Origin of the sequence: Planococcus salinarum, from assembly GCF_007004625.1 — a bacterium.
Lineage (GTDB): Bacteria > Bacillota > Bacilli > Bacillales_A > Planococcaceae > Planococcus > Planococcus salinarum.
This window is the reverse complement of the sequence record NZ_VIFV01000004.1, coordinates 53,814-72,251: the sequence shown is the minus strand read 5'-3', so window position 1 is coordinate 72,251 and position 18,438 is coordinate 53,814. Positions and strand designations below refer to the sequence as shown.

Below are 18,438 nucleotides of genomic sequence, written 5' to 3'. Positions count from 1 at the left end.
TACGGATGAACTGCCACCAGGTTTCATACTTATTGACTGATTCGCAAGATTACTTTGCCGAATTGCTTGGCATCCTTCAGAAAATCGAACGCTTCCTGCGCCTGTTCCAGTTGGAACATTTTTCCGACAACCGGGTGCATCTCGTATTGCTCCATATGACTGATCAGTTCGCGCAATTCATCGCGGCTTCCCATTGTGGAACCGAACAATTGGTACTGGCCGTAGAAAAATTTCCGAAGATTGAAATCGACCACGTCATCCGTCGTAGCACCAAAAATGACAATGCGCCCGCCTTTTTTCAGAACATCCAATGTCCGGTTGAAAGTGGCAGCCCCGACGCTGTCGATGGCCAGGTCAATCGTTTCGTTCTCCAATTCCTTCTCCCAGTCGCTGTCGGTCGCGATTGCCAAATCTGCGCCCAATTCTTTGGCATGCGCCAATTTGTCTTCACTTCTTGAGGTGACGATGACCCGTGCACCGATATTCTTCGCAAATTGGATGAGGAAAGTGGCGACGCCGCTCCCCGCTCCCGGGATAAACAGCGTATCGCCTTCTGTGACCTGTCCTTTTGTAAACAAGGCGCGGTAACCGGTCATCGCCGGCAATGCCAGGCCACCCGCTTCTTCCCATGTCAGATGGGCCGGCTTCCTCTCGACCTGCTCGGCAGACAGAGCGATTTTTCCCGCAAACGTCCCGTGGTCCGGCAATCCCAGAATATCAAATTCAGGCGGCGGGGCTTCGCTATTGGCGAACCAGCGAAGCGCAGGATTGATGATGACTTCATCCCCAACCGCAACGTTCGTTATACCTTCTCCTACTGCTTCCACCACTCCTGCGCCGTCGGACCCGATGATGAGCGGCTCAGGTTTATTGCCGTGCCGTTTCAACAGGTTCAAGTCCCGGTGGTTGATCCCCGCTGTTTTCAGGGCGACCAGCACCTCGCCTTTTTGCGCTGTTGGTTCCGGCATTTCTGTTATTTTCAGTTCTCCGTGTTCAATCACAAATGCTTTCACGTTATGCCTCCTTAAAATTTTCACTGAATAATTTCAACTGATCCATACTGATGATGTCCTGTGAAAATAATGGAATGAAAATCAATTCCTGTTTCGGGAATGTTTCCTTGATCAGTTCCATGTATTTCTTTTCGTGCTTTTTGCGTTCCTTCAAAAATTCACCGTCCGCCTCTTCCGGCAGGACTTTATTGATGATCAGTGTTTTAACGTGCAGATGATAGTTATGCAGCAATTCCAGCGCTTTTTTCGTCTCCAGAATCGGCAGGCGCTCCGGATTCAATACAAAGATAAAACCGGTCTCCTCTTCGTTCAATAAAATATCGCGTGCTTTGGAAAAGCGCTCCTGGCGCTCGCGCAGCACATCGTAAATCGGGTCTTCGCGCGGTTCACCGTCATTCAGAAGCGCTGAATAATTTTCGTTCGTCTTGCGGCGTTTATCAAGCAGCCCTTCTATCCAGACGCCCATCAATTCAGGCAGCGTCAGCAGACGGATGGTATGGCCGGTCGGCGCCGTATCAAACACCAGTTTATCGAAATTCTGGCGCTCTTCCAGAATGATGTGGATCAGCTTATCAAACAGCGCGGCCTCATCCGCACCAGGAGATGCTTTCGCCGTGTCGAGCTGGCGGTTCACTTCTTCCATCATGCTCGAATGGACGGTTCCTTTGATGTTGTCTTTTACACCTTTGATGTATTTTTCGGTCTCAATCTCGGGATCGATTTCCAGCGCGTAAAGATTTTTGGCAATTTCTTTCGTTTTGCCGCCGATTTCCTGGTTGAAGATATCGCCGACATTGTGGGCCGGATCTGTCGAAATCAGCAAAGTTTTAAAACCGCTGTCCGCAGATTTTGAAGCGATGGCAGCTGCCGACGTGGATTTGCCGACGCCGCCTTTCCCTCCCACAAAAATGATGCTTTTGGATAAAACGTCCATTCCAATTCCTCTTTTCATTGAAATCAGCAGCAGCGGATTCCGGATAGCGGCGATTTTTCCATGCCCATGCGCAAATGCCAGTCATGAAATTCCTCAATCATATACGGGTATAGCTCGAGCGTGTAGTAATACGCGGGATTCGGAATGCCCAGCATTTCCGAATAGAGCATCAGCAGAAACAAGTCATCTTCCGCCCTCAGCTCCCGCGCTATTTCTGTTTTATGCGGATGTTCCAGCACGGCTTCGTACCATTTTATCAGTCTTTTTAAGTTATCGGTAATCGGCATTTTTTACACCTCATCTATAGATAAAATGCGAAAGGGATCACATTTAGTATGATCCCTTTTTCGCCATTATTCTATTTTTTCGTCTCCGAGATCTCCGGTATTATTTTTGCTGACCAGAACTTGGATAGCTGTAATGATAATCCATAATGCAAAGACAAAAATGATGGCTCCGAACACAAACAGGAGCATATTCGGCGCTGCTGCGTACCAAGCCCATTGCAGGAACACCTGTTGGACCATCGCCCACAGCGTCATGAACATCAGGAAGATCATCGGTATAATTGTGATCATGTAATTTCGGCCAAGTTTTCTCAGCCAGATGGAGACGAGCAGTAAACTGATTCCCGCCAACAGCTGATTTGCTGTTCCGAATAATGGCCACAAGAGGAATCCGCCGGAACCGAAACCATTCGGCCCTTCCGGAATCAACACTAGCGCAGCACTTGCAACGACTGCAATTGTCGTTGCAACGTGTTTTTTCTCCAAAGCGGGAATTTTGTACTCGACGCCAAGTTCCGAGATGATATAGCGCATCAACCGGACAGATGTATCAAGTGTAGTTGCCGCAAAAGATACGACAATAACAGAAACGATTGTTGAAGCGACAGCTGCAGGAATCATTAAGCCCGAAGCCAATTGCGACGCTCCGAGGATAAAGGAACCCAGACCGGAGCCACTTGAAGCAGCGAAACTGCTGTAAGTAGCCAGGAATGCCTCGCGGTCAGGGAACAGGGTGATAACGGCAATAATCGAAATCAATGCCAGGACCCCTTCGCCGATTGCTCCAAGATATCCAACGAAGCGGGCATCTGTTTCTTTATCCAGCTGCTTCGATGAGGTCCCGGAAGAAACGAGTCCGTGGAAACCGGAAATCGCCCCACAGGCAATCGTGATGAACAGCAGCGGGAACCAGGAAACATCGGTCCCCGGATTCGTCATCGGTGCTGTAATTTCCGGATTCGTGAATAAGAGACCAAGGTACAAAATTCCCAGACCGACGATCAGTTGGTGAGAGTTGATGAAATCGCGCGGCTGGAGCAGTTTCCACACCGGCAAAGTTGAAGCGATGTAGACGTAGACCATCAGTACGATAATCCAGATAAAGAAGGCCGTTGAGATTGCGCCGAGCCCGAACAGGCCGGCTGCGTCTTCTCCGCCCATATAGCGGACAAGGTCAATTTGCAGAAATTCGTATTGGCTTGAAAAAATCGCAGCACCATACATGATTGCCAGCGCGATTAGAGAAGGCACAAGCATTTTGATGTTTTTCTTATAAACTGCAAAGCCGATCCAGACAGCCAGTGGGATTTGGATGAACACCGGAACGACACTTGCCGGGAAAGAAATGAACAAGTTGGCGATAACCCAGGCAAACACAGCGTTGACCATAAGCACCAGAATCAGAATGATGAAAAGAAATAAAACCTTTCCGCGCTGTCCGATCAAGCGGTGCGCCAGCGTTCCGACCGACTGGCCTTTGTTGCGGACAGATAGGACAAGTGTTCCGAAGTCATGCACTCCAGCTGCAAAAACCGTTCCGAGCACTACCCATAATACAGCCGGCAGCCAGCCCCAATAAACGGCAATCGCCGGTCCGAGAATCGGAGCCGCACCGGCAACCGAGGTAAAATGATGTCCCCATAAGATAAATTTATTGGTCGGGACAAAGTCGACACCGTCTTTATATTTGTGGGCCGGTGTCACGTAATTCGGATCCAGCCGGAAAATTTTCTCTGCTACAAATTTAGAATAAAAGCGGTAACCCAACGCAAAGATAAAAAGTCCAATGGCTGCAAGAGCAATAGCATTCAAATCTTCCAACTCCTTCATTTTCATGATGTGAGCAAGCGCTCTCACGCTCGCCCCCTAATCATAGGTCACCGGTTCAATTTTGTAAATGTTCGGATTATTCTTTTTTGAATGTTATTTTTTTACAGTCTGTTCATACAGCTTTAATTTGGTAAAGATGGTTTCCAGCACGGGAACGGCAATCCCTTGGTCATTCGCCTGCTCCAGAAGGTAGCCCTGCAGATGGTCGGCTTCAATCGGCTGGCCTTTTTCGGCATCGCGCTGCATTGAGGATTTCATCCCTTCGCCCATGCTGTTGACTTTCTCCAGTAATTTATCCGAAATCCCCGGTTCAATTGGCGCTCCGATTGCTTGCATCACGGTTTCAAGCTCTTTCAGTAACGCCGCAATTGTCCGCTGCCCGGAATCGAGATTGCGGATTGGGCCAATTGGCTGCTCAAACAACGTGGTGATACCGGACAACGCCGTGATAAACAAATATTTATGCCACATTTCCTGGTCGATTTTGTCACTCAGGACAAAATCCGCTTTTGTTCCATCAAATGCTCTTTTTAACCGACGGATCCTGTCGGTTTGTTCACCGCTGCGCTCGCCGTAAACCAGCTGATTCATCGGACTTGTCTGGACAATCGTTCCTCCTTCGTCGAGCGTGGCCTCCACAAAGCACAATCCGCCAATGACCGATTGTCCACCGAATGCCTCGATCAATTGTCCGACATGAGCCATACCGTTCAACAACGGCAGCACCATCGTTGTGTCGCCGACAAAAGGACGCATATCTTCAATAGCACCTGCAAGCTGGTAGGATTTTGTCGATAAGAGCACCACATCATATGCTTGCGGTTCACTGTCTTTCGTAATCACTTGGGGCGTCAGTCCGCAGTCGCCGTTTACGCTTTGGATGTTCAAGCCGGTGGATTCGAGCTCTTTTTTGCGTCGGTCCCGCACAAGGAAAGTAACGTCTTCGCCTTTTTCCAGCAAACGTCCGCCGAAATAACCGCCAATGGCTCCTGCACCGACAATAAGAATTTTCATCAATTATTTCCTCCTCTAAACTAAACCATGTTCCTCTACACTCGCACCTATCGTTATAGATACAAGGGTTTATATTGACTGTTAAGGTCTCAGGACCAACTTCCCGATTGTTTTTCGGCTCTGCAGCAACCGGTGGACTTCCGCAGCTTCAGCCAGCGGATAACTGCCACCGATTGTCAGCTTCAGCTGACCGGTCGCCATATACCCCAACAATTCCTTGAAACTTTGTTGGAACAGCTCCGGGTTGCGCATGATCTGCGGCAGGAAAAAGCCGATGACGGACTGATTTTTTCTCATCAGCTGCCCTGGATGGAACTCGGCCTGTTCGCCGCTGGCAGCCCCAAAAATCACGAGGCGGCCAAATGGTGCCAGGCATTTCAGGGTTTTATTGAATACTTCGCCGCCGACCATTTCCAGCGCCAAATCGACGCCTTTGTTGTCGGTGATTGTTTTCACTTCATCGATCCAGCCCTCTTTCGAGTAATTCACCAGATGGGTCGCGCCCATTGCTTTGGCGTGCTCCAGTTTCTCAGCGGAACTGGCCGTGGCAATTATTTTGCCGGCACCGAATAATTTTGCGAGCTGAACGGCAATCGCACCGACGCCGCCTGCAGCCGCATGGATCAGCACTGTTTCGCCTGGAGCCAGACGTCCCATCGTTTTCAAAATGTGGTACGCACTCAATCCCTGCAGCGGCAATGCCACCGCCTGTTCAAAATCGACGCCTTCCGGGATCGGAATCAGCCCGTTCTCATCCAGTGCCACAAAATCAGCGTAGCCGCCGGATTCGATCAGCGCCGATACGCGCATGCCCACTTGGAATTTGGTGACCTTGCTGCCGACTTCTGCAACTACCCCAGCAACTTCCGAGCCGGGAACATACGGCAATGGCGTCGGCACGACGTATTGCCCTTCTCTTCTCGCTGTGTCCGCGTAGTTGATGCCGATTGCCTTCACTTCCACCAGCACCTCATTGTCGCCAGGCGTCGGCCGTTCTTGTTCTATATACTGGAGAACCTCCGGCCCGCCGTATTGTTCAAATGTGATCACTTTCATCGTTCCATCCCCCTCAGCAAATATATTGTTCCGCTTCTGTTATGGCTTTTGCGATGTTTCGTTTCGTCGCGTTGCTTTGTTCGGCGTGGAGTCGGCTCAATTCGTTGCTGACGAGTGCCATGCTGTCTTTCAGCGCGCGGCCACTGGAAATCCCCTGCATCATCTTGCGTGCGGACATTTCGACCTTCAATAACGCTTCGTCAAGCAATGCTTTCGTCAATTCCACTTTCAGTGTTTCTTTTTCTTCGCCATTTTTGGCGAGCGCCTTTTGCGTCCGCAGCACGGAAGACTCCGCAGCGTAAAGCTGGATGCCGATATCTGCCAGTTTCATCAAAGTTTCCTGCTGCTCCGCCAGTCCTTCTCCGAACGCCTCGAACGCCATGCCGGCCGCCAACAGGAAGACACGCCGAATGGCATGAACCGCTTCTATTTCCCGGGAAATAATGCCGATGGACCCAACTTTCGGGTTGTTCATTTCGGCGACTGCCTGGGCGATATGCTCTCCTAACGGCAGCGTTCCTTTGCCTGCCTGTTTCAGCAAGCCACCCGGTATCAACAGGCGATTCACTTCATTGGTGCCTTCAAAAATGCGGTTGATGCGGGAATCCCGGTACATTTGCTCCACTTTGTAATCTTTGATGTAACCGTAACCGCCGTGCAGCTGCAAAGCTTCATCCGCCACAAAATCGAGCGCCTCGGAACCGTGGACTTTGCAGACGGCGCATTCTGTGGCGTATTCCATCAGGCGTTTGGCGATCAGCGCTTGGTCCTCGCTGTCGTACAGCCCGCCAAGTGCCTCTTCGAGGTAGCCGGCTGTCCGGTATTGCAGCGATTCCGATTCGTAGATGCGTACCGCCATCAACGCCAGTTTCTCCTGCGTGGCAGGAAATTCTGAAATGGTTTTGCCGAATTGCTTCCGTTCCTTCGTATAGGCAGCTGCCAGGTGAAGACCGTATTTCGCGGCACCCATACAGGCGGATCCCAGGTTGAAACGTCCGAGGTTCAAAACATTCAAGGCGATGACATGCCCCTTGCCGACTGTTCCCAACAGGTTTTCCACCGGCACTTCGCAATTGTCGAAATTGACTGTTCGCGTTGAAGAGCCTTTGATGCCCATCTTTTCTTCTTCCGCTCCGAGCGACAGCCCCGGAAAATCTTTTTCTACGATAAAAGCGGTAAACGCTTTGCCGTCGACTTTTGCGTAGACGATGAATGTATCCGAAAATGCCGCATTGGTGATAAACATTTTGCTGCCATTCAGCAAATAATGGGTTCCTGCCGTGTTCAGCACAGCCGTCGTCCGGGCAGAAAGTGCATCGGAGCCCGCTTCCGGTTCCGTCAGGCAATAGGCGCCGATAAACTCACCGGATGCCAGTTTCGGCAAATAATATTCTTTTTGCACCAGCGTGCCGAAATACGTGATCGGCAGTGTGGCGATGCACGTATGATTCGAATGGGCGACACCGTAGCCCCCAGCTGATCCCAGGTTTTCCCCGACAATGCCCTTGCTGATTTTGTCGAGTCCCAAACCGCCGTATTTCTCCGGTACGCTGTGCGCCAGTAAACCAAGGTCCCCTGCTTTTTGCATAAGTTCTCTGACCAGTGTAAAATCCTGCAGTTCGATCTTTTCGTTATTCGGCCGGATCTCCTTTTCCAAAAATCGTTTGGCCGTTTTGCCGATCAGGCGGTGTTCTTCGCTGACGTCTTCAGGTGTAAATACATCCGCCGGTTCGGAAAGTTGATAGAAGAATCCTGCGCCGGGGTATCTTAAGGTTTCATTGGTCATTGGCTACCGACTCCTTCACCAGGTGTTTTTCAAGCATCTTCCGGAGGTTGTCCGGAATCTTTTCAGATTTTTGCGCCTTAAAATCGAAGTACACTGCGCTTGCCTCGCCGTTCGCAATCAGCTCGCCGGTTTCCGCATCCTGGATCCGGTGGACGATTGTAAAGCTCGACCTGCCAATTCTCAGGACTTCTGTCACCACTTCTAATTTTTGGTTGTAATACCCCTGCCGCACAAAATCGCATTTTGCCGACGCCAATATGACTTTCCAGTCTTCCAGATCCGCGCCAAAGCCCAGATCGATGAAAAAATCGGTTCGGGCTTCCTCCAAATAAATAAAATAGCTGATATTGCTGATGTGGCCGAGTGCATCCGTTTCACAAAAACGTACCTTCACCTTTGTTTCATAAGCCATTTCGTCACCTCACCCTTCATTTCGTTCGTCGATCCCTTCCAAAACAATGCTGCTGTAAAGTTCAGCCAGCTCGTCCGCCGACAGTTCACCGTTCGAATTGAACCATTGGTAGGTCCAATTGGTGATTCCGAGCACCGCGAGCGCTGTCATATCTGGCCGCAATTGCTTTCGGAATTCCCCGGTTTTTGCACCGCGGCGAATAATACCTTCTATATTAAGGCGGAATTGCTCGCGCCTCTCTTTGATGTCGTTCGCATTGGCTTGGGTCAGATGCCGCATTTCACGAAAAAACACTTTTCCGCTGTCGCCGTTTCTGGCAATATCGGAAATCAGCAAATGAATGACCCCCTTCAGCTTGTCCCGTTGGAGGTCATTGCTGTCGAGAATCCTTTGCTGGCGCTGCAGCAAGTCATCAATGTATTCCTTGTGGATGTCCATCAGCAACTGTTCCTTGCTGCTGTAATAATAGTAAAACGTTCCTTTTGTAACATTCAGCGCTTCCACGATGTCCTGGATCGACGTTTCGCTGAAACCTTTCTTCTCGAATAAACTGATGCTTTGTTCTCTGATCCTGTCTTTCATAGCCATTCCCCACGTTTCTTAAAGGGCGTGCATGCCTCCGTCAACGACGACCACATCCCCCGTAATATAATCTGATGCTCCCGAAGCCAGAAATAACGCGGCTCCCTTTAAATCTTCATCGGTGCCGAAGCGGTTTAACGGCGTTTGCTTCAAAAACTGCTCCTTGCTGCGTTCGATCAGAACTTCCGACATTTTCGTCGGGAAAAATCCAGGAGCAATGGCATTGACATTGATATTGTGCTGTCCCCACTTGGCTGCCAGGTCTTTCGTGAAGGTGATGACCGCCCCTTTGCTCGTGTTGTACCCGATGGTATTCATCAATTCGGGATCGATTCCGCCGAGTCCGGCGACAGAAGAGATATTAATGATTTTTCCGCTCTTTTGTTTAATCATTACTTGTCCCACAGCCCGGCTCATCAGGAACGTTCCCGTAACGTTGACGTTCATGACTTTTTGCCAGGCCTCGAGCGGCATCTGTTCTGCCGGCGCTCCCCAGGTCGCTCCGGAATTGTTGACCAGGATATCAACGGTGCCGAATTCTTCCACCGTTCTGCGGACGACATCTTCCACGTCCTGCTCGTTTGTTACATCACATTTCAAGGCGAGCGCTTTGACACCAAGCCCTTTCAGCATTTCCGCCGTTTCTTCACACGCTTCCAATTTTCTCGAACAGACAACGACGTTGGCGCCTGCTTCCGCGAATCCCTGCGCGATTTGGGCGCCGAGCCCCCGGCCGCCTCCCGTGACGATCGCGGTTTTCCCTTCCAGTTTAAACAGATCCATTACGTGCATATGCTTTCCCTCCAGCTAATTAGTTTTAACATACCAACCAGTTGGTATGTTCAGAATACTTAAACTTTATTCTACCTGTCGTGTTTTAGGATTGCAATACAGACTGGGGATTTGTTTCGAAGTAAAAACCTCAAAGTATTGTTGAAATTTCTTCAAAAATAAAAAGAAGCCACAGTGAGAAAGTATTCACTGCGGCTTCGGGTTATTTATCTTCTTTTTTCTTTTCCTGGTCTTCCTGTCGCTGCTCTTCTCCGGCTTTGTCCGCTTTTTTAAAATCTTCGCTGTAAAGGACTTCCTGAGAGTCGTTCAACCCATTGTTCTTTTCCGTCATTTTTTCATGCGGCTGTTTTTTTTCTGCCATCTCGATCCTCTCCTTTAGTCATCGATAAATTTTAGTTATATCATTCTTTTCCCGGTATGTACGCAGTTAAACGTCTAATCGGGGAGGCAGTGCCGAAGTTCCATCAGGTCGATATTTCCGCCTGAAAGAATGACAGCAATTTTTTCGTTTTGCGCTCCCGCCTTGCCGGCAAGGACCGCAGCGACTCCGGTTGCGGCCGATGGTTCGATCAATTGTTTCGTGCGTTCGATGACGAATTGCATCGCGTGTTTGATTTCATCTTCCGAAACCAATACGATGCCGTCGATATATTGCTGCAGGATCGGGAACGTCAGATCACCTGGCTGGGAAGTGCGCAGGCCGTCTGCGATGGACGAACTGCCGGCAACCGCGGTGATGGTGCCGAATTCCAGGGAAAGAAAGGTGTCATTGCCCGTTTCCGGCTCCACACCAATGATTTTGACTTCCGGTCTGATTGCTTTGACGGCCGTCAGGATGCCGCTGATCAGCCCCCCGCCGCCCACCGGCACGACAATCACATCGACATCCGGCAATTGCTCCAGGATTTCGAGGCCGACCGTGCCTTGTCCCGCAATGATGTCGGGATGGTCATAGGGAGGAATGTAAACGCCATCCTGTTCCTTCGCCAATTGCTTGGCACGCGGTATGCGGTCCGCGGAGGTCAAGCCGCAATATTCGACCTGCCCGCCGTATGCTTCGATGGCTGCGACTTTTGCGCGGTTGGCGTCTTCCGGTACCACAATGACTGCAGGGATTCCCAGCTTACCGGCAATATAAGCGACGGCCTGGCCGTGGTTGCCGGAAGACGCCGCGGTGATGAAGCGGGCTCCTTCCCGTTCCGCCCTTTTCACCGCATTGGTTGCTCCTCTGATTTTAAACGAACCGGTCTTCTGCAGATGTTCGGATTTCAAGTAAATCTCCCGACCGGCTTGTGCGTCCAACAGTTCTGAAACCAGTATCGGCGTCTCGTGGATGAATGCATTGATTTCTTTGCGCGCCTTTTCGATATCCTCCAACTTGACCATCTTCCTCACTCCTTTATGCAAAAAATCTTAACACAATCCGATTGATTATTCTGTCAATAACCTGCCTTGTTTTTGTCTGAGTATTAAAGCCAGTTCGAGTAAGGTAAACTGAAGTTACAAAAAATCAGCAGCAAGAGGTGAGAGAATTGTTGAAACGACTGGTGGTCACGGGTTACAAACAGCATGAACTTGGGATATTCGATGATAAGAACCCCGGTGTCGGGTTCATCAAGAAAGCGCTGGAAAACCGATTCCGCGCTTTGATCGATGAAGGGCTGGAATGGATCATTGTCAGCGGACAGCTGGGGGTGGAAACGTGGGCAGCTGAAGTTGCCATCGAAATGAAAGAAGAGTTTCCGAATTTAAAATTCGCCCTGCTTACTCCTTTCCTCGAACAGGAGAACAGATGGAATGAAGCAAATCAGGAAAAGTACAAGGAAATTATCCGGCAGGCAGATTTTCACCGCAGCCTGACTAATCGCCCGTATGAGGCTCCCTGGCAGTTCATTGAAAAAAACAAGTTTTTCCTCCGGAATTCTGACGGCATCCTGATCGTCTACGACGAAGAAACCGACGGCTCGCCGAAATTCATCAAGAAAGAAGCAGAGCGATATGCGGAAGGGGCGGATTACCAGGTCATGCTCATCACGGCCGATGATCTGCGGGTTGTCACCGAAGAAGAGCAATACGACAGCTGGGAGTAAAAGTGTGCATAATTCAGAAAGGACAGGGTATGGATGTAGGTAGATAATAATTTCGGAGGTGCAGCAAAATGGAAGAACCGACAAATGCAATAATCCAGACTTCACTCGACACGCTGGTGGAAAACGAAAGTTTCCTGCCTTCGTTAAAAGGGCAGATGAGAAAACAGGCTTTCAATTCACTCAGCTCCATTCTTTCAACACCCAACCAGGTGCACAAATCCTATTTGCGCGTCCCGCTCGATGACGGCAAAGTGGTTCGCATCCCTGCCTACCGGGCTCAGCATAACGATGCGTTGGGACCTTATAAAGGCGGCATCCGTTTCCACGAAAGCGTTAACGAAGATGAGGTCATGAACCTGGCTTTCCTGATGACGCTGAAAAACGCGCTTCATAACGTGCCGTTCGGCGGAGGCAAAGGCGGGATTGTCATCAATCCACGAAATTATTCCGAAAAGGAATTAAATATGATTTCAAGGAAATATGTGCGTTATTTTGCCGATGTAATCGGACCGGACAAAGATATTCCTGCACCAGACGTGGGATCCGGCGAACGGGAAATGGACTGGATGATGGCTGAATACAAAAAAATCCATCACGGCACCCCCTACCTCGGCAGTTTCACAGGGAAATCGGTCGCAAACGGCGGTTCTTTGGGAAGACGTGAAGCTACGGGCAAGGGCGTCTATTTCTCTTTCCGCTATATGATCCACGATTTCCTCAAGGAAAAAGAGGAATTATTGTCTTCGACTGACAACATTTTCGCCAAGACGACATTGGCTATGGCACATCGCCCGTTGAAAGTAGCCGTACAGGGCTTCGGCAATGTTGGTTCCGTGACGGCTCACGAAGCATACAAGTGTCCACTGGTGGACAATACGGTGGTGGCTGTCAGCGACCGCAACGTAACGTTATACAATGAAGAAGGTTTGAATATCCCTGCGTTAATCGCGTTCTCTTCGAAGCATCAGGGAGACCTTCCGACAACCGAGGAGCAACTGGCGGAAGCCGGCGCAAAAGCTGAAATCCGCGGACGCGATGAATTGCTGACACTGGATGTGGATGTGTTATTCCTTGCCGCACTGGAGAATCAGCTGAACGAAAACAATATGGAAAACATCAAGGCACAGATCATCGTTGAAGGCGCCAATGCGCCGACAACCATAGAAGCCGATGATTACCTCAGCGATAAAGGCGTCGTCATCATTCCGGATATTCTGGCCAATGCCGGCGGGGTTATCGTGTCGTATTTCGAATGGCTGCAGGGCCGCGAAACCCAATACCATTCAGAGGATGAAATCTACCAAAAACTTGTCGCCCAGATGAAAAAAACCTTCGATATGATTTTGCCGCAATTCTACGGCGATCCCTTCCCGCTTCGCCAGAATTGTTATATCCACTCTGTTTCCCGGCTATCGAATGTCCTTTACAAACAAGGGAAACTCTATTAATCAGAACAGCGCCCGCTAAGTCCCGACAAGCGCTGGACTCTGGACAATCAAAAAACGCTGGAATCCCTTTGGATTCCAGCGTTTTTGTTGTAGAAGCTGAAAGTCTTTGCCTTCTTTAATGAATTTCTTCCGGTTTTTTCGCTTTTCGCCTGCGAAAAGCATCCATTTGTCTTTTGACCTGATCTTTCGGAGAGATGTTGATCAAAATAAAACCTTACTCTTCTCAAAGGGAGCTTCTTATGCCGCTTTTTCTCGTGGTAAATTATTGGCAATGCCGTTTATCCGCGTTCACCGATTTAATTCCGCGTTCAGAAGATTTTTTCCGCGCTCAGCGATTTAATTCCGCGTTCGCCGTTTTTGTTGTAGAAGCAGAAAGTCTTTGCCTTCTTTAATGAATTTCTTTCGGTTTTTTCGCTTTTCGCCTGCGAAAAGCATCCATTTGTCTTTTGACCTGATCTTTTGAAGAGATTTTGATCAAAATAAAGCCTTATTCTTCTCATAGGAAGCTTCTTATGCAGCTTTTTCTCATGGTAAATTCTTCGGAATGCCGTTTATCCGCGTTCAGTGGATTATTTCCGCGTTCAACAATTTAATTCCGCGTTCAGAAGATTATTTCCGCGCTCAGCGATTTATTTCCGCGTTCGCCATTTTCCTCCCCTAAAAAACGCCGAAGTCCACAGGGACTTCAGCGTTTTTCTTGTTTCTCATTGTTTCTTCGCTTAAACGAAATTGCATACGCCGGGTTGCGGAATTGCAGGATAGGATCTTCCGTGCATTCGACTCCTTCCGGCAGCACAGTGGGATCGAAGAGCAAGTCTTCCGCTTCGTCAGTCTTCCCTGTAAGCTGCAGCCGCCCGAGCTCCACTTTCTCCCGGTCCTCCGGCCACTCTCGTGTCGGGTCGTTGACAGGATCCCCCGCTCCTCCGATGATGGCGATCAGGCGAAAGCCTGTTTCCCTTTTCTCCACCCGTTCGTCCAGCTCTTTTTCAAAATCGCCTCTTTTTACGGAAACTGCGTCTGCCGGAGACAGCGATTCCACCCCGGCTTCCGGTTGCCATTGGAATTTTACGGGCACCCGCTTGCCTGTTCCGTTGACCAGGTAAAATGCGTGAATTGTATGGTAGAGTCCTGTGGCAAAACTTGCCGGAGACTGCATTTTTCGGATGATGCGGATCGACGCCCGGCTTTCGGGATATTTTATGAATAAGGTTATGAGCGCGCGGAGGCGGGGACGCCCCTTTTTAAATGATTTCGCGATATCCAGCATTTCCGTGAATACTTCGGGAGTCCGGGTAAAGAATATCGGCGAAGTGACGCCCACACTGTTCATCACCTGTTGACCCGGAAGTTTGAATTGCACAGCCATGCCCTTGACCGGAGAAAAATTGTCCGTCCAGAACGGGTCGGGTGAACTGTGCGAAAAACGGACGATGGCCCGCGTCGTCCCTTGCCGAAAATGCGGCGCAACCGTCCAATTTTTCCCTTCACCAGTTGCCGTGAATACCGCTTCATACCCTGCTCCCCTTGCGTGTGCGCGCCTGTATGCCGGGTATTCGCCAAACGTCTTTTCGATTTTATTGACCGCTGCTGCTGCAAGTTCTTCTTTTGCCATCCCATCACCTCATCTTCACTTTTTTCAAATGCACCGAAATATTTTATTCTATATATTTTTATCTATACCCGATTTTGAATACTTTTAATAATAAAGGGAATACATTGGTATGAATGCAAAAGGAGGCAATAACGATGGATATCAAACACGAAAGCAATAAATTTTTCGTTGAACGGGAATCAGATGAACTGGCCTCTCTTGCCTATACGCCGGATGATGAAGTTTTGACAGTCGTCCATACGGTAGTCTCACCGGAACTTGAAGGACAGGGTGTCGGCAAAAAGCTGGTCAGTAAAGTCGTCCAATACGCCCGTGACGAAGGCAAAAGCATCGATGCGCAATGTTCTTTTGCGCGCAGCGTGATCGAAAAGCATCCAGAATTCCAGGATGTTTTGATAGATTGAGTCCAAATGGCATATCCGTTTCCGCGGGTATGCTTTTTTATCGTACAACTGCCTATGGAGCTCCAATCATTATCATTGGAAGGAAGTGTTGGCATTGAATATGACAATGGAAGAAGCAATTCGGGAATTTGCACTCCCAGTGAGAGACAACGGTGATTTGGATCCGTTGCTGGAAGCTGTCGGCGACTCGAAAATCGTCCTGTTGGGCGAATCCACCCATGGGACGTCTGAGTTTTATCGCTGGCGCGCCGACTTTTCCAAACGGCTGATTCAGGAAAAGGGATTTTCCGTTATTGCGGTGGAAGGCGACTGGCCTTCCGCTTCTCAGGTGCACCGCTATATCAATGATTTCACCACCAGTCACGAAAATGCAGCTCCACTACTGGCACAGTCGTTTGCCCGCTGGCCGAGGTGGATGTGGGCCAATGAAGAAATTGCGGACTTTGTCGAATGGCTGAAGAATTTTAATGCGTCGGAAAACAGGAAGACCGGCTTTTACGGCATTGACGTTTACAGCTTATGGGAGTCAATGGAGGAAGTGATCCATTACCTGAACGATGTCGATCCTTCCGGCGGAGATGTTGAATTGGCGAAACAGGCTTTTTCCTGTTTCGAATCATGTAACCGCGACCCGGATAAATACGCCGCTTCCTTCGCATCCTTTTCAAAGGAATGCATCGATGAAGTGGTCAAGTTACTGGCATCCGTTCGGAGCAACGCTGCATTCTATCCGAGTGAAGAAGAGGCAGACCTCAATCTTCACATCAATTCACTGGTCACAAAAAATGCCGAACAATATTACCGGGCAATGATCAGGAGCGGTGTGGAGTCCTGGAACATCCGCGACCGGCATATGGTGGAGACGGTGAATGAATTGCGCAACTATCACGGCCAGGAGGCGCGAATCATCATTTGGGAACACAATACTCATATCGGCGATGCCCGGGCAACCGATATGAAAGAGGATAAGATGGTCAATGTCGGGCAATTGCTGCGCGAGCAGAATCCCCCCGAAGACGTATACACAATCGGCTTTGGTTCGTATGAAGGCAGTGTCATCGCAGCGAAAGCCTGGGAAGCGCCACCAGAAGAAATGATTCTGCCGCCCGGAAAAAAGAATTCCTGGGAGCACCTGCTGCACAAGACCGGTGCTTTTGATAAATTGCTGATTTTTGATGACAACAACCGCCGACTGTTCGACCGCTGGATCGGACACCGTGCAGTCGGAGTGGTCTATCATCCCGCTTACGAAGCGCAGGGCAACTACGTGCCATCCATGATTTCAAAACGCTACGACGCTTACCTGTTCTTTGACCGCACTGAAGCACTGAATCCATTATAGGAAGCAAAAAGCCAGCGAAGGAATAACTCCTTCGCTGGCTTCATTAAATTCATAAACAATTAAGATTTACCGAACTCGCCGTCCACGACGTTGTAAAGGAAGTTCCAGTTGTCCGCTTTGTAGAGCTCGTGGAATGTCAGGCGGTCGCCGTTTCCGAGTGTAACTTCATCACTTGAGATTGCCACTACCATAGCAGTCGAAGCGTCATCCAAATTCAGATACACGTCACCAATGGATGGACGGATGGCGTCGCGCTCGCGGATTCTATCGAGCAACTCCTTATCAGCTTCTATCTGGCTGGCATCCACCCTCGATTTATCAAAGTAAGCGATGTCCTTGCTGCCCTTAGCCTCGCCGGGTTCCATCACAAAGAATTCCCTGGATTTCACCGTATTCTGTCTGGTAGTCAGCACATTCTTGCCTTCTACCGATTCCACTTTTTCAAATTCATTAAGGGAGTAATGGTCCATGTAATCCGGATCCGGTTTGCTGATCAGGATATAGCCCCCTTCTTCCGGTGGAATGTCATCACGCAGCGTATAACGGTTTCCGAAAAACAGGAAAGAATCAAGATGACGCGGTTTGTAATGGGTGACTTCATCCGCTTTGCTGGCTACCTGTTCCATGTCTTTTATGCGGAACATCAGCACCGATTTTTTCGCAAGCGGTTTTACGGAATAAACTTTGTGCAACTCGTTATTATAGTAAACAAATTGTCCTTTTCTAACTTGAATTAATTTCATTTTTTTCCCTCCGATACTATCATGGGCCTTACATTAAATTTTAGAGGATAATTAAAGAGAAGTCCAAGCATCCACCTGTATTCTTTGGTATGTTTAAGCAAAAGATTATCCATAAGGAGCTGAAGCAGGATGGAACATGAAAATCGTGATGAGTTTATCATTAAAAAATATCAGCAGGATGAAGCTGTGATGATCCAGCTGTTTGTAAATTGGGCAATGCGCAATGACCTGGATCCGGTTCAGTTGTACCAGCGCGCGTATCCGTCGCAGATCAAAAATGAAGCATTGCTTCTGGCTGTCGAGGAAACAGAATCATTCGACATGGAGATAGGCGATGACACGCTTCTCGAGCTGCTGCAAATGTTCGGGAATGATGATCTGGCATTTGTCGTCTCTGAAGAAATGGAAAGAATACAAAGAAAATAAAAAGCGGAACATGCCGCCCCCTTCCTATTTTCTTTTTTTCCGCAGTTCTTTCGCTTTGTTTTCTATATAACTTGTCCGCAGATTTTCAAAGCGATTGGAAGCTACATTGCTGTAGATTTTATTGAAGCGGCTGGTTTCGTTCTCTTCCTCAACTGGCTCTTCTGTTTCTTCCGGTTCCACTGGTTCTTCCGTTTCGACCGATTCCGATGTTTTACGGTCTTTGGCAGAGTCGCGTGGAGCTTTTTCTTTTGGTGCTTCTGCAATCGGCTCTTCCGGAGTTTCCGGTGGGCTTGCCGGTTCGGCCGGCACTTCGATCGGCTCTTCCGGGGTTTCCGGTGGGCTTGCCGGTTCGGCCGGCACTTCGATCGGCTCTTCCGGAGTTTCCGGTGGGCTTGATGGTTCAGCCGGCACTTCGATCGGCTCTTCCGGGGTTTCCGGTGGGCTCGTCGGCTTCATTGGTGTTGGTTTCTCTGATTGTGATGATGTTTCATCTGTTGGAATTTTTGTTTCCGGGTCTTTCATTTCTGTATTTTCCATCGCTGTCGATTCGTCTTTTCTTTCCATTTTTGCTCACTCCTCCTTTTCGCTTCCTGTAGTTCTGCCTCATGTGAAAATTCCCTAATTACTGCTCTGTTAAACCAAAAACCGGCTCCCGCTTTTACTTGGG

20 protein-coding genes are annotated in these 18,438 nt (G+C 49.2%); 5 read left to right on the top strand and 15 right to left on the bottom strand.

Translation table 11 applies throughout. The features are described from left to right. Window positions 1–29: 29 nt before the first annotated feature. The 12 genes from DIJ65_RS05105 to DIJ65_RS05050 form a co-directional block, all read right to left on the bottom strand. Entirely contained in the window at window positions 30–1,013 is a 984-nt protein-coding gene (locus DIJ65_RS05105; protein ID WP_117301623.1) for a zinc-binding dehydrogenase, read from the bottom strand. Window position 1,014: 1 nt separating this feature from the next. Next, window positions 1,015–1,947, bottom strand: a complete 933-nt coding sequence (locus DIJ65_RS05100; protein WP_071152080.1) for an ArsA family ATPase — start codon at window positions 1,945–1,947, stop codon at window positions 1,015–1,017. Between the two features lie 23 nt (window positions 1,948–1,970). Continuing rightward, window positions 1,971–2,234: a cory-CC-star protein gene (locus DIJ65_RS05095; protein ID WP_071152079.1), complete on the bottom strand. Its 264-nt coding sequence runs from the start codon at window positions 2,232–2,234 to the stop codon at window positions 1,971–1,973. A 66-nt stretch (window positions 2,235–2,300) separates the two neighbouring features. Continuing rightward, the gene (locus tag DIJ65_RS05090; RefSeq protein ID WP_117301722.1) at window positions 2,301–4,046 is read right to left on the bottom strand and encodes a carbon starvation CstA family protein; all 1,746 of its coding nucleotides are present in this window, start codon (window positions 4,044–4,046) and stop codon (window positions 2,301–2,303) included. A gap of 111 nt (window positions 4,047–4,157) precedes the next feature. Then, on the bottom strand, window positions 4,158–5,078 hold the full coding sequence (locus tag DIJ65_RS05085; RefSeq protein WP_071152078.1) for a ketopantoate reductase family protein: 921 nt from the start codon (window positions 5,076–5,078) through the stop codon (window positions 4,158–4,160). A gap of 81 nt (window positions 5,079–5,159) precedes the next feature. Then, the gene (locus tag DIJ65_RS05080) at window positions 5,160–6,134 is read right to left on the bottom strand and encodes a quinone oxidoreductase family protein (protein ID WP_117301624.1); all 975 of its coding nucleotides are present in this window, start codon (window positions 6,132–6,134) and stop codon (window positions 5,160–5,162) included. Window positions 6,135–6,147: 13 nt separating this feature from the next. Then, entirely contained in the window at window positions 6,148–7,920 is a 1,773-nt protein-coding gene (locus DIJ65_RS05075) for an acyl-CoA dehydrogenase family protein (RefSeq protein ID WP_117301626.1), read from the bottom strand. Next, the gene (locus DIJ65_RS05070) at window positions 7,910–8,332 is read right to left on the bottom strand and encodes an acyl-CoA thioesterase (protein WP_117301628.1); all 423 of its coding nucleotides are present in this window, start codon (window positions 8,330–8,332) and stop codon (window positions 7,910–7,912) included. Before DIJ65_RS05070 ends, DIJ65_RS05075 begins: the two co-directional genes overlap by 11 nt. A 9-nt stretch (window positions 8,333–8,341) precedes the next feature. Continuing rightward, window positions 8,342–8,914 (bottom strand): TetR/AcrR family transcriptional regulator, encoded by a 573-nt coding sequence (locus tag DIJ65_RS05065; protein WP_117301629.1) that lies wholly within the window; start codon window positions 8,912–8,914, stop codon window positions 8,342–8,344. An 18-nt stretch (window positions 8,915–8,932) separates the two neighbouring features. Next, window positions 8,933–9,706, bottom strand: a complete 774-nt coding sequence (locus DIJ65_RS05060) for an SDR family oxidoreductase (RefSeq protein ID WP_117301631.1) — start codon at window positions 9,704–9,706, stop codon at window positions 8,933–8,935. 202 nt (window positions 9,707–9,908) lie between these two features. Beyond that, window positions 9,909–10,067, bottom strand: a complete 159-nt coding sequence (locus DIJ65_RS05055) for a YfhE family protein (RefSeq protein WP_071152066.1) — start codon at window positions 10,065–10,067, stop codon at window positions 9,909–9,911. Between the two features lie 74 nt (window positions 10,068–10,141). Next, a complete protein-coding gene (locus DIJ65_RS05050) occupies window positions 10,142–11,092 on the bottom strand; it encodes a threonine ammonia-lyase (RefSeq protein ID WP_071152067.1) in 951 nt (316 codons plus the stop codon). A gap of 146 nt (window positions 11,093–11,238) precedes the next feature. Between DIJ65_RS05050 and DIJ65_RS05045 the strand changes: the two genes are divergently transcribed. Together DIJ65_RS05045 and DIJ65_RS05040 are read left to right on the top strand one after the other, a co-directional pair. Further along, complete coding sequence (locus tag DIJ65_RS05045) at window positions 11,239–11,796, top strand: SLOG family protein (protein WP_071152068.1); 558 nt, start codon at window positions 11,239–11,241, stop codon at window positions 11,794–11,796. Between the two features lie 68 nt (window positions 11,797–11,864). Continuing rightward, window positions 11,865–13,244 carry a Glu/Leu/Phe/Val family dehydrogenase gene (locus DIJ65_RS05040; protein WP_071152069.1) on the top strand — a complete coding sequence of 460 codons (1,380 nt, stop codon included), beginning with the start codon at window positions 11,865–11,867 and terminating at the stop codon, window positions 13,242–13,244. Window positions 13,245–13,929: 685 nt separating this feature from the next. Here DIJ65_RS05040 and DIJ65_RS05035 read toward each other — a convergent pair. Beyond that, window positions 13,930–14,856 carry a catalase family peroxidase gene (locus tag DIJ65_RS05035; RefSeq protein WP_117301632.1) on the bottom strand — a complete coding sequence of 309 codons (927 nt, stop codon included), beginning with the start codon at window positions 14,854–14,856 and terminating at the stop codon, window positions 13,930–13,932. Window positions 14,857–14,969: 113 nt separating this feature from the next. Here DIJ65_RS05035 and DIJ65_RS05030 point away from each other — a divergent pair, with 113 nt between their 5' ends. Both DIJ65_RS05030 and DIJ65_RS05025 read left to right on the top strand, forming a co-directional pair. Then, on the top strand, window positions 14,970–15,260 hold the full coding sequence (locus DIJ65_RS05030) for a GNAT family N-acetyltransferase (protein WP_084226079.1): 291 nt from the start codon (window positions 14,970–14,972) through the stop codon (window positions 15,258–15,260). 100 nt (window positions 15,261–15,360) lie between these two features. Further along, window positions 15,361–16,602, top strand: coding sequence for an erythromycin esterase family protein (locus tag DIJ65_RS05025; protein WP_071152076.1), 1,242 nt, complete (start codon window positions 15,361–15,363; stop codon window positions 16,600–16,602). 59 nt (window positions 16,603–16,661) lie between these two features. Here DIJ65_RS05025 and DIJ65_RS05020 read toward each other — a convergent pair whose 3' ends face one another. Then, window positions 16,662–17,345 (bottom strand): hypothetical protein, encoded by a 684-nt coding sequence (locus tag DIJ65_RS05020; protein ID WP_071152072.1) that lies wholly within the window; start codon window positions 17,343–17,345, stop codon window positions 16,662–16,664. Between the two features lie 129 nt (window positions 17,346–17,474). Between DIJ65_RS05020 and DIJ65_RS05015 the strand changes: the two genes are divergently transcribed. After that, the gene (locus DIJ65_RS05015; protein ID WP_071152073.1) at window positions 17,475–17,771 is read left to right on the top strand and encodes a hypothetical protein; all 297 of its coding nucleotides are present in this window, start codon (window positions 17,475–17,477) and stop codon (window positions 17,769–17,771) included. A gap of 24 nt (window positions 17,772–17,795) precedes the next feature. Here DIJ65_RS05015 and DIJ65_RS05010 read toward each other — a convergent pair whose 3' ends face one another. Further along, the gene (locus DIJ65_RS05010) at window positions 17,796–18,335 is read right to left on the bottom strand and encodes a hypothetical protein (protein WP_117301634.1); all 540 of its coding nucleotides are present in this window, start codon (window positions 18,333–18,335) and stop codon (window positions 17,796–17,798) included. Window positions 18,336–18,438 lie beyond the last annotated feature (103 nt).

What these genes read in the sequence shown, in the direction of transcription:
- DIJ65_RS05100 (WP_071152080.1), bottom strand. Translation starts at nt 1,947, where the DNA reads ATGGACGTTTTATCCAAAAGCATCATTTTTGTGGGAGGGAAAGGCGGC.
- DIJ65_RS05095 (WP_071152079.1), bottom strand. Translation starts at nt 2,234, where the DNA reads ATGCCGATTACCGATAACTTAAAAAGACTGATAAAATGGTACGAAGCC.
- DIJ65_RS05085 (WP_071152078.1), bottom strand. Translation starts at nt 5,078, where the DNA reads ATGAAAATTCTTATTGTCGGTGCAGGAGCCATTGGCGGTTATTTCGGC.
- DIJ65_RS05080 (WP_117301624.1), bottom strand. Translation starts at nt 6,134, where the DNA reads ATGAAAGTGATCACATTTGAACAATACGGCGGGCCGGAGGTTCTCCAG.
- DIJ65_RS05075 (WP_117301626.1), bottom strand. Translation starts at nt 7,920, where the DNA reads ATGACCAATGAAACCTTAAGATACCCCGGCGCAGGATTCTTCTATCAA.
- DIJ65_RS05070 (WP_117301628.1), bottom strand. Translation starts at nt 8,332, where the DNA reads ATGGCTTATGAAACAAAGGTGAAGGTACGTTTTTGTGAAACGGATGCA.
- DIJ65_RS05065 (WP_117301629.1), bottom strand. Translation starts at nt 8,914, where the DNA reads ATGAAAGACAGGATCAGAGAACAAAGCATCAGTTTATTCGAGAAGAAA.
- DIJ65_RS05060 (WP_117301631.1), bottom strand. Translation starts at nt 9,706, where the DNA reads ATGCACGTAATGGATCTGTTTAAACTGGAAGGGAAAACCGCGATCGTC.
- DIJ65_RS05055 (WP_071152066.1), bottom strand. Translation starts at nt 10,067, where the DNA reads ATGGCAGAAAAAAAACAGCCGCATGAAAAAATGACGGAAAAGAACAAT.
- DIJ65_RS05050 (WP_071152067.1), bottom strand. Translation starts at nt 11,092, where the DNA reads ATGGTCAAGTTGGAGGATATCGAAAAGGCGCGCAAAGAAATCAATGCA.
- DIJ65_RS05040 (WP_071152069.1), top strand. Translation starts at nt 11,865, where the DNA reads ATGGAAGAACCGACAAATGCAATAATCCAGACTTCACTCGACACGCTG.
- DIJ65_RS05035 (WP_117301632.1), bottom strand. Translation starts at nt 14,856, where the DNA reads ATGGCAAAAGAAGAACTTGCAGCAGCAGCGGTCAATAAAATCGAAAAG.
- DIJ65_RS05030 (WP_084226079.1), top strand. Translation starts at nt 14,970, where the DNA reads ATGCAAAAGGAGGCAATAACGATGGATATCAAACACGAAAGCAATAAA.
- DIJ65_RS05025 (WP_071152076.1), top strand. Translation starts at nt 15,361, where the DNA reads ATGACAATGGAAGAAGCAATTCGGGAATTTGCACTCCCAGTGAGAGAC.
- DIJ65_RS05020 (WP_071152072.1), bottom strand. Translation starts at nt 17,345, where the DNA reads ATGAAATTAATTCAAGTTAGAAAAGGACAATTTGTTTACTATAATAAC.
- DIJ65_RS05015 (WP_071152073.1), top strand. Translation starts at nt 17,475, where the DNA reads ATGGAACATGAAAATCGTGATGAGTTTATCATTAAAAAATATCAGCAG.
- DIJ65_RS05010 (WP_117301634.1), bottom strand. Translation starts at nt 18,335, where the DNA reads ATGGAAAGAAAAGACGAATCGACAGCGATGGAAAATACAGAAATGAAA.